We start from the raw sequence: 15,249 nt of genomic DNA on the forward strand, positions 1-15,249 counted from the left end.
TTGGCGCTGCTGTCCGCCGCGCGCCCGCGGTCATGACGGGCCGTAAGCCGCGTCCGCGGCACCGCTGTTGTGTTCCTGTGCTTTGCCGCGGTGCCGCGGTGCCGCGGACGGGACTTCAGTTGCCCCGGTACACGGAGAAGTCCGGCGGGCGCTTCTCGTTGAAGGCGGTGATGCCTTCCCTGGCCTCGGGGGACTCACCGAACAGCTTGAGGTTGGAGTACGCCAGTTGCCCGATTCCCGCGAAGTGCTCGGTGTCGGTGTTCAGCGACTGCTTGAGCACCTTGAGCGAGGTGGGCGACAGCAGGAGGATCTCATCCGCCCAGGCGCGGACCTCCGCCCGCAACTGGTCGGCCGGGACCACCTTGTTGACCAGGCCCCAGTCCGCGGCCTGCTGGGCGCTGTACTGGCGGCAGAGGAACCAGATCTCGCGGGCGCGTTTCTCACCGATCACGCGGGCGAGATAGCCGGTGCCGAAACCGGCGTCGAACGACCCGACCCGCGGGCCGTTCTGGCCGAAGCGAGCGGTCTCGGACGCGATACTGAGGTCGCACAACAGGTGCAGAACGTGGCCGCCGCCGATGGCGAAACCGTTCACCGCCGCGATGACGGGCTTGGGCACGTCACGAATGACCCGGTGCAGGGCGTCCACCTCGAACAGACCGCTGTCCGACGGCCCGTAGTCGCCGGTCTCCAGACGCTGTTTCTGGTCACCGCCGGTGCAGAAGGCCTTCTCGCCGGCGCCGGTGAGGGCGATGACGCCCACCTCCTCGCTGGCCCAGGCGCGCTTGAAGCTCTTGATCAGCTCGTCGACAGTGCGGGCCCGGAACGAATTGTAACGTTCCGGTCGGTTGATAGTGATCCAGGCCAGGCCGTTTTCGACCTTGTACGTCACGTCAGTGAACTGGTCGTCCATTGAACCGATGACCCTCTTCGATCGGGAAGCGAGCAGGGTCGCTGCTCGTCAGGGAGTAGATGGCATGATCTTCCTGGCTGCCCGCCCGGAAAACGCCGGTGCGCCGGAGAGCAAATGTACTGGCACGAACGGCCTTTTTCAAGGCGGCGTCGGGCTGGGTATTTGAATACCACTGACGGGAGACGGGAATTACCTCCAAAGGGGGACCGGGGCTGTGGTTCGGGCGGGTGTCGCCCTCACCGAGGGTGATGGATCGTCGTCGGACGGGTTCGGTGGCAAGGTCGACCAGCCGGTCGACGGAGCCTTGTCGCGCCGCTCGTGCGTGCCGGTCTGCGGGGGGAGAGCTCTCCGGGTCTGTCGGGCTGGCCGGGACTGTCTCCCTGGCCGCGGGCTTCCTCGCCATGGGTCGGTGGTCCTCGACAGAGATTTTGGTAACGCAGGGAGATATTATGATTACATCGTGTTCCTAAGGTGGTACCTCACGTATCCGCAAGGGGTATGAGGATTTCCCCTATGGGTGATGCAGGACACAGTTCTGCCGCCTACCGTTGACCCGACCAGACGCCAGCGTCGTCGCCTGCGGTTCGCCTCTGGGCAACATCGACAGGAGAGGGGGCTGTTGATCATCCTCCCACCTTCGGTGGACCTGGATTCAAGATCATGTACAAGGAGAGCTCGTGGTCGCGATCGCACCTGTGAACGCCCGCCCGATACCGGACGAGATCGCTCGTCAGATCGTCTTACCTGAGGGACACGCCGACGAGGACCGGTTGTTTGCCGCCTACCAGTGGCTGCGTGAGAACAATCCGCTCGGCCAGGTCAGGGTGGAAGGTTACGATCCGGTCTGGCTGGTCACCAAGCACGCCGACATCATGGAGATCGAGCGGCAGCCGGACATTTTCAGCAGCGGTGGTGGTGACCAGCCGGGCTCCCACAACCCGATTCTGCAGAACCAGGCCGGCGACGAGTTCACCAAGAGCCTCACCGGTGGCAGCCTGCGCATTCTCGACACCCTCACCTACCTTGACCCGCCGGAGCACACCGCGGTCAAGGACGTCGCGGTCGAGTGGTTCCGTCCCGCGAACCTGAAGAAGTGGGAGGACATCATCCGCGAGCTTGCCCGGGAGGCCATCGGCAAGTTCCTGCACGAAGGCGAGAACAATATCGACTTCGTCAAGGAGTTCGCGCTCTTCTATCCGCTGCACGTCATCATGACCCTCTTCGGCGTGCCCGAGGAGGACGAGCCGAGGATGATGGCGCTGAGCCAGGAGTTCTTCGGCACGGAGGACCCCGAAGCGCGTCGGGCGGATGTCGAGGCGCTCACCCCGGAGGCGGCCGCGCAGCAGTGGTCCGCGGCGATCAGGGACTTCTACGCCTACTTCGACGTGCTGGTGGAGAACCGGCGGAAGGAACCCAGGGACGACCTCGCCACGATCATCGCGCTCGCGAAGGGGGAGGACGGCGAGTTCTACCCGAAGGAGTTCGCCTACGGCTGGTTCATCGCGATCGCCACGGCCGGTCACGACACGACGTCGAGCACGCTCTCGGGCGCGCTCGAACAGCTCGCGCTCCACCCCGACCAGCTCAAAAGGGTCCAGGAGGATCTGTCGCTCGTCCCGCACCTGGTCAACGAGGCGCTGCGCTGGGCGTCGCCGGTCAAGCAGTTCACCCGGCAGGCCACCCAGGACTACACGCTGAACGGAAGCGAGATCAGGAAGGGTGACCGGCTGATGCTGCTGTACCAGTCGGCCAACCGCGACGCCGACATATTCGACGATCCCGACTCGTTCCGGATCGACCGCCGGCCGAACAAGCACATCGCCTTCGGCTACGGCCCCCACATGTGCATCGGCCAGCACGTGGCCAAGCTCGAGCTGAAGATCATGTTCGAGGAGCTGCTGCCGCGTATCAGGAAGGTCAGCCTGGACGGCGAGCGCAAGGTCGTCCAGACGAACTTCGTCGGCGGGCTGAAGAAACTGCCGGTAAGTCTGGAGCTGCAGTGACCCATCAGCAGGTTTCCCCCGACGGCCGCCGGGTGGTGGTCGTCGGAGGAGGCCACGCGGGTGGCACGCTGGTCGGGCTGCTCCGGCAGGCAGGCTTCGCCGGTGAGATCGTGCTGTTCGGCCAGGAGACGGACCTGCCGTACCACCGTCCGCCGCTGTCCAAGAAGTTCATCGACGGCGATCTTGAGCACTGGCTGCGCGAGCCGGAGTTCTACCAGGAGCAGGACATCTCCGTCCGGCTGGGCGAGTCGGTCGAGTCGGTCGATCCCGCGGCGCGCCGCGTGCACACGAGCGGCGCGCAGGCCCTCGACTACGACGTGCTTGTCCTCGCCACCGGGGCCGAGCCCCGGTGGCTGCCGACGCCCGGGTCCGATCTTGCCGGTGTGCTCACCCTGCGTACCCTCGCCGACGCCCGTGTCCTGCGTAAGGCCGTCATCAGCGGGAGCCGGATCGCGATCATCGGTGGTGGGTACGTCGGCCTGGAGGTCGCGGCGGTGGCGCGGGCGAACGGCGTCGAGGTGACGGTCATCGAACGCGAGGAGCGGGTGCTCGCGAGAGTGGCGAGCACCCAGCTGTCGGAGATCATGCAGGCGTACCACCGGGAGCGTGGCACGACGATCATCACCGGGGCGCAGGTCGTCAGCCTGTCCGGCGAGGACGGCCGGGTCAGGGACGTGCTTCTCGGTGACGGGACGCGGGTGCCCTGCGACATCGCCCTGGTGGGCATCGGCGCCGTCCCGCGCGACGAGCTCGCGGCGGCGGCCGGCCTGGTCGTCGACCAGGGGATCCTGGTCGACGACCAGGCACACACCAGCGATCCGGCGATCTTCGCGATCGGGGACGTCACCCGCCGGCCGCTGCCGGGCATCGACGGGTTGCTGCGGCTGGAGAGCATCCCCAGCGCGGTGGAGCAGGCCAAGCAGGCCGCGGCCGCGATCGTCGGCGCGGCGCCCCCCCACGCGGAGGTGCCCTGGTTCTGGTCCGACCAGTTCGACCTGAAGCTCAAGATAGCCGGGGTCGTGTCCGCACCACCCGGTACCGTCCTGCGCGGTGACCCGGCGTCGGGGCGCTTCGCCCTGTTTCATCACACGGACGGCAGGGTCACGGCGGTGGAGTCCGCGAACGCGGCGGGCGACTTCATGGCCGGCAAGAAGCTCATCGCCGGTGGCGAGCGGGTCGACCCGGTGCGGCTGGCCGACCCCGCCGTGCCACTTCGCAACGCTGTCATCAAATAAACCGCCATCAAATAAACCGCCACCAGACAGGCCATTACCAGACAGACCGTCACCAGAACAAGCTGTCATTACGTCAGGCCGTCAGCAAGCCATATGAAACAATCGGATGAGCACGGAGCGCGCAATGCCCATAGTCACCTATGTTCTGCCCGACGGCTCCGAACACGCGGTCGACGTCCCACCTGGGCAGACCGTGATGGATGGTTCGGTTCGCAACAACCTGCCGGGAATCGTCGCCGAGTGCGGCGGTAGCTGCTCGTGCGCGACGTGCCACGTCTACGTCGATCCGGAGTCGCAGGCGTTCTTCGACGAGATGACCGACGAGGAACGCGAACTGCTGGAGTTCGCCGACGGCGCGCAGGACAACTCCCGGCTGTCCTGCCAGCTCGTCATCACCGGCGAATGCGAAGGGGTCCGGGTGACGGTGTCGGCCGAGAACGGCTGATCCGGATCCTTCCGGGACGCCGGCCGGCGGGATGCCCGCCGGCCGGCGGTGACACATCGGGGCACTGGCCGACCGGCTCGCCTCCGGTAGCTCGGCTGGCCGGCAGTTCGGCGGTCAACAACATGCAATCAGCGGAACAGACGAGGGAGCGGGCATGGTGGACATCACTGCGGCGGTGGTGACAGCGGTCGGTGGAGAGTTTTCGCTGGACAAGCTCTCCCTCGACGGGCCGGCGGCGGACGAGGTGCTCGTCGAGATCGCCGGGGTCGGGCTGTGCCACACCGATCTGGCGGTCAAGGAGGGGCATCTGCCCTTCCCACTGCCCGGAGTTCTCGGCCATGAGGGCAGCGGCGTGGTCGTCGAGGTGGGCAGCGCCGTCACCAAGGTCCAGAAAGGTGACAGGGTGGTCCTGAGCTTCAACAGCTGCGGGACGTGCCCGCAGTGCAAGAAGGACTCGCCGGCCTACTGTCACAATTTCATGGCCTTCAACTTCAGCGGTGTCCGGCCCGACGGGACCAGCGCACTGAGCATTGCCGGGACCACGGCGGGCAGCAACTTCTTCGGGCAGTCGTCGTTCGGGACGCACGCCCTCGCGCACGAACGGAACGTGGTCAGGGTCACCGACCCCACCGCTCCGCTGGCCCTGCTGGGGCCGCTGGGATGCGGCATCCAGACGGGTGCCGGCGCGGTGCTGAACTCGCTCGACGCCGAGGCCGGCTCCTCGCTGCTGGTCCTCGGCGGCGGCTCTGTCGGCCTGTCCGCTGTGCTCGCCGCGGTCGTCCGCGAGCTCTCGGTAATCATTGTCGTCGAGCCGCTCCAGTCCCGCCGGGATCTCGCGCTCTCCCTGGGCGCGACCCATGTGATCGACCCGGCGGCCGGGCCGCTGTCCGAGCAGGTTCGTGCGATCATCCCTGGCGGCGTGGACTACGCGGTCGACACGACCGCGATCGTGTCCGTTCTCGAGCAGACGTTGCTGTCGTTGGCGCCCCACGCGTCCCTGGGGATTCTCGGCGTCCCGTCCGACCCGACGGCCGCGCTGTCGCTCAACCTGATTCAGGCCCAGGTGCTGGGAGTGACCATCTACGGGATCGTGGAGGGCGACAGCGACCCGGACCGGTTCATCCCCGAGCTGCTCGCGCTGCACCAGGCCGGGAAGTTCCCCTTCGACAAGCTGATCACCACGGTGCCGTTCACGCAGATCAACGAAGCCGTGGCGGCGCAGCATCGCGGCGAGGCGGTGAAGATCGTTCTTGTCCACGAGTGAGCGCGGCGGGAGTGAGCGCGGCGGCTCGCACAGGATTCCGTTCTCGTGAGGAGAATGCAATGACGACGACGATCGACTACGACCAGTTCTATATCGACGGCGGCTGGCAGGCGCCGGCCTCGAACGGCAGTATCCCCGTGCACTCGGCCAGCACCGAGGAGCGGGTGGGCAGCGTCCCGGAGGGGACCGAACGCGACATCGACCTGGCGGTGGCGGCGGCGCGCCGCGCCTTCGACGACCCGGACGGATGGTCCAGGTGGTCACCGGCGCGCCGCGCGGAGGCGCTGGAGCGGTTCGCGGCCGCGCTGGAGGCACGCGGCGCGGAAACCGCGCGCCGGGTCAGCGTCCAGAACGGGATGCCGATCTGGTTAGCCAACCAGTTCGAAGCGGGCTTCCCGCCGTTGCTGCTGCGCTACTACAGCGGTCTGGTCGCGGAGAGCGGCCTGGAGGAGATACGCCCCGGCATCCTGGGCGGCCGCTCCCTGGTCATCCGTGAGCCCGTCGGTGTGGTCGGCGCCGTGGTCCCGTGGAACGTGCCGCAGGCGATCTCCTTCCTGAAGATCGCGCCAGCGCTGGCCAGCGGCTCCACCGTCGTGATCAAGCCTGCGCCGGAGACCGTGCTGGACGCCTTCCTCGTGGGTGAGGCCGCGCTGGAGGCCGGGCTGCCCGCGGGCGTGCTCAACATTGTCCCCGGCGGCCGCGAGGTCGGCGCCTACCTCGTCTCCCACCCCGGGGTCGACAAGGTCTCCTTCACCGGGTCGACCGCCGCCGGGCGCGCGATCGCCGAGACCTGCGGCCGGCTGCTGCGGCTGGTGACCCTCGAACTGGGCGGCAAGTCGGCCGCCATCGTGCTCGACGACGCCGACCTGGCGGCCAACATCCAGAGCTTCTTCGCCTCGACCCTGCTCAACAACGGCCAGATCTGCTGGCTCGGCACGCGGATCCTCGCCCCCCAGCGCCGGTACCAGGAGGTCGTCGACACCATCACCGGGCTCGCCAGCTCGCTGGCGGTGGGGGACCCGCTCGACCCGGCGACCCAGCTGGGTCCGCTGGTGTCGTCCCGGCAGCGGGAGCGGGTGGAGTCCTACATCGCCAAGGGCGAGAGCGAAGGGGCCCGGCTGACCACCGGCGGCAAGCGGCCCAAGGAGCTCGACAGGGGATGGTACGTCGAGCCCACGGTCTTCGCGGACGTGGACAACAAGCAGACCATCGCCCAGGAGGAGATCTTCGGGCCGGTACTGGCGGTGATCCCCTACTCCTCCGAGGAGGAGGCCGTCGCCATCGCGAACGACACCGACTACGGCCTCGGCGGATCGGTGTGGACAGCCGATCCGGAGCGCGGCACCGCGCTCGCCCGGAAGGTCCAGTCCGGCACGATCGGGATCAACGCCTACGTCAACGACCCCACCGCCCCGTTCGGCGGGATCAAGTCGAGCGGGATCGGCCGCGAACTCGGCCCGGAGGGGCTGCACGCCTTCCAGGTTCTCAAGACGATCTATCTCGACGCGTCCAGCAGCTGACCCCGAGCGCCATGTGACGTGTACGCGCGGACGGGACGGATGTTCCAGCCGGCCGGTTGGGGCGCTGGTCGTCAGTGAGCCGCGACGTCCATGGCTCGCAGGTTCCCCCGTCACGCGGGGCCGGTTACGCCGGCCCCGCGTGACGGGGACGCCGCTGGGACGGGCGGACAGCGGTGGTGCCATGACCAGTCAACGAGGAGGGATCATGGGAATCTCGATACGCGAGTCCCTGACCACGTATCCGGGACACTACTTCGCCGCCTGGAACGGGCGGGATCTTCAGGTTGTCGCCGGCCTGCTGGCAGGCCGTTTCAGGTGGGTCGACCCGTCGCTGCCGGCCGACATCACCGATCTCGAAGGGGCACACGGGTTCTTCCAGGCGGCCTGGCAGGGGTTTCCCGACCTGCGTTTCGAAGCGGTGGGCGATCCCCTCGTCGACGAGATCACCGGTCGTGTCGCCCAGGAATGGCGCATGATCGGGACTCACACCGGTGAGGGCTTCCCGCCCGGGGTGCCACCCACCGGCCGGGCGTTCGACGTGGCGGGCACCGACGTCTTCACCGTCGACCCCGAAGGCCGCGCGACCGCCATCCACGCCTACTGGGACGTCACGACGCTGGCCCGTCAGCTCGGGCTCGCCTGAAACGAAAGCCAGGACAGGGCCGGCACAGGGGAGACGGGAGAGCGGGGGCGGGCCACGACGATCGCCATGTCGGCGGCCACGAGCTCCGTCACCTCCGGTTCCCCGGTTACCGGACGTACCTGGCGCGGGGGCATGAACAGGTGCGGACCTCGCGTAACCGGGCAGCCGCGACGGCACGGGGCGGATGCCGCTCCGCCCCGGTCGTACGCCTCGCCGTGCTGGGCGCCGGCCGGCCGGCGGCGATGCCGCGGACGCCGGCCGGCCGCGCCCGTCCGCCCGCCTGGTCAGGTGATGCGGACCATGTCCTGGCGGTGCAGCGCGACGATCTTCTCCATTGCGACCATGTCCTGCTCCCGGATCGCGGCGACGAGGTTGCTGTGCACCTCCAGGTTGTGGCGGCGCAGCTCCTCGCTGCCCTCCACGTACGTCGCCTTCGTGAGCGTGGCGCTGAGGATCGACACGATCGTCTGGTAGAGCCCGACCAGGACCTCGATCCGGGACGCCCGCGCGATGGCCAGGTGCAGGCGCATGTTCGCGGCCAGATAGGCGTGCGGGTCGTCCGTCGCCGCCTGCATGTCGTGCAGGGCCCATTCCATCGCCCGCACGTCCTCGGGCGAGGCGCGCCGCAGCGCCACCGGCGGGAAGAGCGTGTCCAGGTAGGCGCGTGCCTCGAAGAGATGCTCGGGGTCGACGGTCAGCCCCTGATGCCACAGGTCGACACCGCCGAGACGGACCTGGGGCGGTGGGTTGGCCACGAACACCCCGCCGTTGGGCCCGGGCCGGACCGTGATCAGGTCGCGTTCGCGCAGGATGCCCAGGGCCTCGTTCATCACCGAGGGGCTGACCTCGAAACGGCTGATCAGTTCGGTGCGCAGCCCGAGCCGGCTGCCGGCGGGCAGCCGCTCGGCGAGGATCCGGGCCTCTATCTCCGCCGCGACCTGCTGCGCGCGAGAACTTCGAGGCGTCGCGTCAGCTGGCATCGTCCGCGCTCCTTACTGGTCCGCGTCCCACTGGTCCACATCCCGGTCCACATCGGTACCCCGGCTGGCGGTGCTCCGGTCGGTGGCGTTCCGGCCGGCGGTGCTCCGGTCGGCAGGGGCCCGCCCAGGGATCGGGCGAATATCCGATCACCATCGAATCTTGTAACAAGATTATGCTGTCTCCTGTCAGCAGACTCCACTGATGGTAGCTGCTCATAAAGGCACAGTCAGATGTTGCAGATATGATCTTCATATATATGCTTGAAACATGTATGCAGAATAGTTATGGTTGCGCCAGTCGGATGGCAGACCTTGGCGGTCCCGGAGAAGGACTGGTGCCAATTGATCATCTATCGACCGGCCCCTGAGCGGACGTCCGTGAACACGCCGTCCTCGCCCGCCGACGACGCCTTCGGCGGGTAGCGCCATGACAGGCGAGGTGGCGGCAGGGGAAGCGGTGGCCGGCGGCATGCCGGTCGGCGAGCGGTCGCCCGACGCGGGCCTGATCGACACGGGCCTGGTCGACGTGCACACGCACGCCATCGCGCCGTGGCTGCCCGATCTCGCCAGCCGCGACGGCTGGCGGGGCTGGCCCTGCGTCCAACGGCTCGGCGACACCCGGGCGCGCATTCTCGTCGGCGGGCGGCCGTACCGCGACATCGACGACCGCTGCTGGTCGGCGCGGCGCCGGCTGGCCGACATGGACGCCGAAGGCGTCGCGGTGCAGGTGCTGTCCCCGATCCCGATCACTTTCTGCCATGACGCCCCGGCCGGCGGCGCGGCGGTCCTCGCGCGGTCGCAGAACGACTTCCTCGCCTCGCTGGTCGCCGAGTACCCCCGGCGTTTCCGCGCCCTGGGCGCGGTGCCGTTGCAGGATCCCGCCGCGGCCGTCACCGAGCTGTACCGGTGCGTGCGGGAGCTGGGCTTCCTCGGTGTCGAGATCGGCACCCGGGTCGGCCAGGCCGAGCTGGGTGACCCCGAGTTCGACCCGTTCTTCGCCGCCGCCGGGGAACTCGGCGCCCTGGTGCTGGTGCATCCCGCCGACTCGACGCTGGATCCGCGGCTGGCCCGGCTCGGGGTGGGTTTCGGCGCCGGCATGCCGTCCGAGACCGGGATCGCGATCGCCGGCCTGCTGACCGGCGGTGCCCCCGCACGCCGGCCGGGGCTGCGGCTGTGCCTGGCGCACGGCGGTGGCTGCCTGCCGTGGCTGCTGCCCCGGCTGGACCGGGGACGGCTCATCAGCGATCCGGCGCTGCCAGCGGACCAGTTACCGAGCGCGCTGGCCCGTTCGTTCTACAGCGACTCGCTGACCTACGACGTGGACAGCCTGCTGCTGGCGGTGGCGCGCTTCGGCGCCGAGCACGTCCTGCTCGGTACCGACTATCCCTTCGCGGCACGGGAGAGCCCGGCGGGCGCGGTGCTCGCCGGGCCGCACGAGCGGCTGACCGCCGGCCTGCGGGCCGCCATCGGCCGGCAGAACGCGCTCGAGCTCATCGGCCTGGACAGACGGCTCGTGCCAACGGGCCGTCCGGGCGAACCAAAGGAGTGAGACATGGCGGAGTTTCTCGGGCTCGGGCTGACCCACTATCCGTTACTCGCCGGCACCGACGAGCACATGGCCGGGCTGCTGCGGTGGACGCTGCAGGATCCCGACATCCCCGAGGCGGAGAAGGATCCGGCGTCCTGGCCGGAGCTGATGCGCCGGGAGTGGGCTGACGACCAGGGAGTCGCGGCCGCCGCCGAGCACCGCCGCGAGCTGCGCGCGGGCCTTGCCCGGTGCCGGGCCGCGCTCGACGCCTTCCAGCCGGACCTGCTCGTGGTGTGGGGCGACGACCAGTACGAGAACTTCCGGGAGGAGGTGATACCGCCCTTCTGCGTACTGGCCTACGACGACACCAAGGTGCACCCGTTCGCGCTGATGAACGAGCGGGGCAGCCCGAACGCCTGGGGCCGGCCGGACGACATGACGTTCACCCTGCGCTCCGACGCCGCCGCGGCCCGGGCGCTCACCGACGACCTGCTCCAGGACGGTTTCGACGTCGCCTACTCCTACCGGAAGCGGGTCGGCGCCCACTTCCCCCACGCGATCGTCAACACCCAGCTGTTCCTGGACTACGACCACGCCGGTACCGAGTTCCCCTACCGGCTGCTGCCGATCACGGTGAACTGCTACGGCCAGCACGCGATCGCCCGCCGGGGCGCGCTGGCCCGGTTCGCCGAGATCCGCGACGAGCAGCTGGACCCGGTCGGCCCGTCCCCGGCGCGCTGCTTCGATCTCGGCCGGGCGGTGGCGCGCGCGCTGAGCCACGGCAACAAGCGGATCGCCCTGGTGGCCTCGTCCAGCTGGTCGCACGCGTTCCTCACCGACGCCTCCTGGCACCTGCGCCCCGACACCGCGGCCGACCTGCGGCTGTACGAGGCGTTCGTGCGGGGCGACTACGCGACGTGGACCAGCGTCACCGGCGCGCAGATCGTGCGGGCCGGGCAGCACGAGATGCTCAACTGGTTCTGCCTGGCCGGCGCCATGGACGAGCTCGGCATGCCGCTGAGCTGGTCCACCTTCGTGGTCACCGACGTCTTCAACTCCAACAAGTGTTTCGCGATCTTCGAGGGAGAGGTCGGTCTGTGAGCGCAACGACGGTCACCGACGAGGCCACCGGGCGGACGATCGACGCCGGTGGCATCCCGACGCACTACCACGACCTCGGCTCCGGGGATCCGGTGCTGCTGCTGCACGGATCCGGACCCGGGGTCTCGGCGTGGGCGAACTGGCGCCTGACGATCCCCGCGCTCGCCCAGCAGTACCGGGTGATCGCCCCCGACATCGTCGGCTTCGGCCACACCGAACGGCCCGCCGACATCCACTACTCGCTGGCCACCTGGATCGACCACACCTGGGCGCTGCTGGACGCCCTCGAGCTCGAGCGGGTGTCAGTGGTCGGCAACTCGCTGGGCGGGCGGATCGCGCTGGGGATGGCCTCGCAGCACCCCGAACGGCTGGACCGGCTGGTGCTGATGGGCGTCCCCGGCGTGGGGATGACGCCTACCGAGGGCCTGCGCGCGCTGCGGGAGTACGAGCCGTCGCTGGAGAACATGCGCCGGCTGCTGCTCGACTGCTTCGCGGTCGACCCGACCATCATCACCGACGACCTGGTGCGCATCCGGCACGAGGCCAGCGTCGCCCCGGGCGCCTTCGAGGCCTACCGCGACATGTTCTTCAGCCCCCGCCACGCCGGCAGCCAGCTCGCCATCGAGGCCGACGAGGTCGTCACCATCACCACCCCGACACTGCTGGTGCACGGGCGGGAGGACAAGGTCGTCCCGGTCGAGGTCGCCTGGAACATGGTCCGCCTGCTGCCCGACGCCGACCTGGCGGTCTTCGCCCGCTGCGGGCACTGGACGCAGATCGAGCGTCCCGACGACTTCTCCGAGATCGTGCGCCGTTTCCTGGCGCGCCCGGCCGCCATCCGTTCGTGACCTTCCCGCGGAGATGATCCCGTGACTTCCATATCGAGAACATCAGAATTACCGAGAGTGTCGACGGCGCTGCTCGACGCGGCGCCCGCTACCGACAACCGATTTCCGCTGGTCGACGAGGACACCGACCAGCACCGGTTCCGCGTCCACCGCTCGACGATGACCTCACCGGAGGTGTTCCGCGCGGAGCTGGACCGGGTGTTCAGCCACTCGGGGCTCTACGTCGGCCACGAGTCCGAGGTGTCCAGGCCGGGAGACTACGTCCGCCGGCCGATCGGCGGCCGGCCGGTGTTCATGGTCCGCGGGGCGAAGAGCGGCCGGATAAACGTCTTCCACAACACCTGCACCCATCGGGGCGCGGTGGTCTGCCGGCAGCCGACCGGCAACGCCAAGGCGTTCTCGTGCTTCTACCACGCCTGGACCTTCGACTCCGAAGGACGCCTGATGGGGATCCCCGACCGGGACGCGTACGGCGGGGAGCTCGATCTGGCCGCGCTGTCCCTCAGACCGGTGGCCCGGGTGGAAAGCTACCGGGGGTTCGTGTTCGCCAGCTTCGACCCGGACATCCAGGACCTGGTCAGCTACCTCGCCGGCGCGGTCGAGTACCTGGACCTGGTGATCGACTCCACCGACGGGGAAATGGAGATCATCAAGGGGGTCAACGAGTACTGCATCGAGGCGAACTGGAAGCTGCTCGCCGAGAACAGCATCGACGGCTACCACGCCGTCTCCACCCACGACACCTACTTCAAGTACCTGCTGGCGCTGGGCACCGACCTCGCCGGCGGAGTGAACGGAACCTCCTACGACCTGGGCAACGGGCACGCCGTGCTGGAGTACCGGGCCCCCTGGGGACGGCCGATCGCCAAGTGGGAGCCGCTGTTCGGCGAGGACTCCCGGGAGGAGATCGCCCGCATGCGCGCCGACCTGATCTCCCGGCACGGCGAGGTGCGCGGCAGCCGGATGGCCGACGCCAACCGCAACCTGCTGATCTACCCGAACCTGGTCGTCAACGACATCATGGCGATCACGGTGCGTACCTTCATGCCGCTGGCACCCGACCGGATGGACGTCACCGCGTGGGAGCTCGCGCCCCGCGACGAGCTCGCCCAGCTGCGCCAGCGCCGGCTCGACAGCTTCCTGACCTTCCTCGGTCCGGCCGGTTTCGCCACCCCGGACGACCTGGAGGCGCTGGAGTCCTGCCAGCAGGGGTTCACCAGCGGCGGCGTGGAGTGGAACGACATCTCCCGCGGGATGGCCCGCACCCCCGCGGCCAACGACGAGGCGCAGATGCGCGCCTTCTGGCGACGCTGGAGCCAGCAGATGGGCACGGCCGGCTACGGGGAGAGGGAGTCCCGATGACCACGACCACAGGTGCCCCGGCCAGTCCGGCCGCCCGGCCCGCCGAGGCGGCCCAGACCGCGCAGCCGGCCCAACCCACCTGGCCGACCTGGCCGGTCCGGCCCGACGAGGTCGTCGACCTGGACACGCTCGGCCGGTCGCGGATCGAGGACTTCCTCTGCCTGGAGGCCCAGTTACTCGACGCCTGGGATCTCGACACCTGGCTCACGCTGTTCGCGCCCGAGGCGTCCTATGTCGTGCCGTGCAACGACAGCCCGGACGGCGACCCCACCCGGGACCTCGTCCTCATCGACGACGACGAACTGCGCCTGCGGCTGCGGGTGGAGCGCCTCAACAGCCGCCGGGCGTACCGCGAGTACCCGCACTCGCGCACGAACCACCAGTTCAGCAATGTCGTGGTGGGCGTGCGGGAGGGCGACGAGCTGCCGGTCGTGGCGTCCTTCACGGTGTGGCGGTTCCGCAACGGCAAGGCGTCCTACTACGTGGGGAAGTACCACTACCGGTTCGTCGCGATCGACGGGCGGCTGCGGATCCGGTCCAAGCGTGTGGTCCTGGACATGACGACCCTGCGCCCGGCCGGCGACCTGGCGATCATCCTGTGACTGCCCCGCTGCAGGGCCGCACGGCGGTGGTCACCGGCGGGGCGACCGGGATCGGGCTGGGGATCACGCGCCGGCTGCTCGCGGACGGGGCCCGTGTGCTGGTCGCCGCCCTGCACACCGAGGAGCTCAAGCGCGCCTATGGCGAGCTGGGCGACCACCGCACCGGTGTGGACCTGGCCGGGCATGTCGGGGACCTGTCCCAGCCGGGTGCGGGCGAGGACCTGCTACAGGCGGCGGTCGAGGCCTTCGGCGGTGTCGACATCCTGGTCAACAACGCCGGTGGCGGGGTGATCAGACCGACGCTGGAACACACCGAGCAGACCCTGCGGTCGACGATCGACAACAACCTGTGGACGGTGCTGCGCTGCACGCTGGCGGTGCTGCCGCACATGGCCGCCCGTGGGTACGGCCGGATCATCAGCATCGGTGCCGAGTCGGTGCGCAACGGGCTGGTGGACCATGCCGTGTACAACGCCGCCAAGGGCGGGGTGCACGCCCTGACCACCGGCCTGGCGCGTGAGTTCGCCCCCGCCGGGATCACCGTCAACGTCGTCGCCCCGTCCTACGTGCGCACTCCGGAGCTTGACGCGGGCCTGCGCGCGGGCTCGCTGCCGGACCGGCTGGTGCACGTCATCGATCGCGCCGTCGAGCTGATCCCGCTGAACCGGCCCGGCGACGTGGACGACGTCGCCGCGGCCGTGGCATACCTGGCCCGTCAGGACTCGGGGTTCGTCACCGGGCAGGTCCTCAGCGTCAACGGCGGCAGCAGCATGGGCTGACCGGCGGCCGTGCCGGCGGCGCGGCC

14 protein-coding genes are annotated in these 15,249 nt (G+C 69.2%); 12 read left to right on the plus strand and 2 right to left on the minus strand.

The features are described from left to right. Positions 1-115: 115 nt before the first annotated feature. Positions 116-913 (minus strand): enoyl-CoA hydratase-related protein, encoded by a 798-nt coding sequence (locus CM1CMNOD_RS09205; protein ID WP_013873386.1) that lies wholly within the window; start codon positions 911-913, stop codon positions 116-118. 677 nt (positions 914-1,590) lie between these two features. Between CM1CMNOD_RS09205 and CM1CMNOD_RS09210 the strand changes: the two genes are divergently transcribed. The 6 genes from CM1CMNOD_RS09210 to CM1CMNOD_RS09235 all read left to right on the plus strand — a co-directional run bounded on the left by CM1CMNOD_RS09210 (position 1,591) and on the right by CM1CMNOD_RS09235 (position 8,023). Continuing rightward, positions 1,591-2,916 carry a cytochrome P450 gene (locus tag CM1CMNOD_RS09210; protein ID WP_013873388.1) on the plus strand — a complete coding sequence of 442 codons (1,326 nt, stop codon included), beginning with the start codon at positions 1,591-1,593 and terminating at the stop codon, positions 2,914-2,916. Further along, positions 2,913-4,151, plus strand: coding sequence for an NAD(P)/FAD-dependent oxidoreductase (locus tag CM1CMNOD_RS09215; protein ID WP_013873389.1), 1,239 nt, complete (start codon positions 2,913-2,915; stop codon positions 4,149-4,151). Before CM1CMNOD_RS09210 ends, CM1CMNOD_RS09215 begins: the two co-directional genes overlap by 4 nt. A 124-nt stretch (positions 4,152-4,275) precedes the next feature. Beyond that, complete coding sequence (locus CM1CMNOD_RS09220; RefSeq protein WP_013873390.1) at positions 4,276-4,596, plus strand: 2Fe-2S iron-sulfur cluster-binding protein; 321 nt, start codon at positions 4,276-4,278, stop codon at positions 4,594-4,596. A 157-nt stretch (positions 4,597-4,753) separates the two neighbouring features. Further along, positions 4,754-5,860, plus strand: coding sequence for an alcohol dehydrogenase catalytic domain-containing protein (locus CM1CMNOD_RS09225; RefSeq protein WP_043605970.1), 1,107 nt, complete (start codon positions 4,754-4,756; stop codon positions 5,858-5,860). A 59-nt stretch (positions 5,861-5,919) separates the two neighbouring features. Beyond that, positions 5,920-7,380 carry an aldehyde dehydrogenase gene (locus CM1CMNOD_RS09230; protein ID WP_013873392.1) on the plus strand — a complete coding sequence of 487 codons (1,461 nt, stop codon included), beginning with the start codon at positions 5,920-5,922 and terminating at the stop codon, positions 7,378-7,380. 205 nt (positions 7,381-7,585) lie between these two features. Next, positions 7,586-8,023 (plus strand): ester cyclase, encoded by a 438-nt coding sequence (locus CM1CMNOD_RS09235; protein ID WP_013873393.1) that lies wholly within the window; start codon positions 7,586-7,588, stop codon positions 8,021-8,023. A 284-nt stretch (positions 8,024-8,307) separates the two neighbouring features. On the opposite strand, the gene CM1CMNOD_RS09240 is transcribed toward CM1CMNOD_RS09235, so the two are convergent. Then, a complete protein-coding gene (locus tag CM1CMNOD_RS09240) occupies positions 8,308-9,003 on the minus strand; it encodes a FadR/GntR family transcriptional regulator (protein WP_013873394.1) in 696 nt (231 codons plus the stop codon). A 427-nt stretch (positions 9,004-9,430) separates the two neighbouring features. On the opposite strand from CM1CMNOD_RS09240, the gene CM1CMNOD_RS09245 reads away from it, so the two are divergent. The 6 genes from CM1CMNOD_RS09245 (at position 9,431) to CM1CMNOD_RS09270 (ending at position 15,223) form a co-directional block, all read left to right on the plus strand. Further along, positions 9,431-10,552 (plus strand): amidohydrolase family protein, encoded by a 1,122-nt coding sequence (locus tag CM1CMNOD_RS09245; RefSeq protein WP_013873395.1) that lies wholly within the window; start codon positions 9,431-9,433, stop codon positions 10,550-10,552. Positions 10,553-10,555: 3 nt separating this feature from the next. Continuing rightward, positions 10,556-11,632 carry an extradiol ring-cleavage dioxygenase class III protein subunit B gene (locus tag CM1CMNOD_RS09250; protein WP_013873396.1) on the plus strand — a complete coding sequence of 359 codons (1,077 nt, stop codon included), beginning with the start codon at positions 10,556-10,558 and terminating at the stop codon, positions 11,630-11,632. Then, positions 11,629-12,480 carry an alpha/beta fold hydrolase gene (locus CM1CMNOD_RS09255; protein WP_013873397.1) on the plus strand — a complete coding sequence of 284 codons (852 nt, stop codon included), beginning with the start codon at positions 11,629-11,631 and terminating at the stop codon, positions 12,478-12,480. Before CM1CMNOD_RS09250 ends, CM1CMNOD_RS09255 begins: the two co-directional genes overlap by 4 nt. Before the next feature lie 159 nt (positions 12,481-12,639). Beyond that, on the plus strand, positions 12,640-13,842 hold the full coding sequence (locus tag CM1CMNOD_RS09260; protein WP_131772438.1) for an SRPBCC family protein: 1,203 nt from the start codon (positions 12,640-12,642) through the stop codon (positions 13,840-13,842). Then, a complete protein-coding gene (locus CM1CMNOD_RS09265) occupies positions 13,839-14,444 on the plus strand; it encodes an aromatic-ring-hydroxylating dioxygenase subunit beta (protein ID WP_013873399.1) in 606 nt (201 codons plus the stop codon). The genes CM1CMNOD_RS09260 and CM1CMNOD_RS09265 overlap by 4 nt, the downstream gene beginning before the upstream one ends. Then, positions 14,441-15,223: an SDR family NAD(P)-dependent oxidoreductase gene (locus tag CM1CMNOD_RS09270; protein WP_013873400.1), complete on the plus strand. Its 783-nt coding sequence runs from the start codon at positions 14,441-14,443 to the stop codon at positions 15,221-15,223. The genes CM1CMNOD_RS09265 and CM1CMNOD_RS09270 overlap by 4 nt, the downstream gene beginning before the upstream one ends. Positions 15,224-15,249: the final 26 nt, after the last annotated feature.

The organism is Protofrankia symbiont of Coriaria myrtifolia (assembly GCF_900634755.1).
Taxonomy (GTDB): domain Bacteria; phylum Actinomycetota; class Actinomycetes; order Frankiales; family Frankiaceae; genus Protofrankia; species Protofrankia coriariae.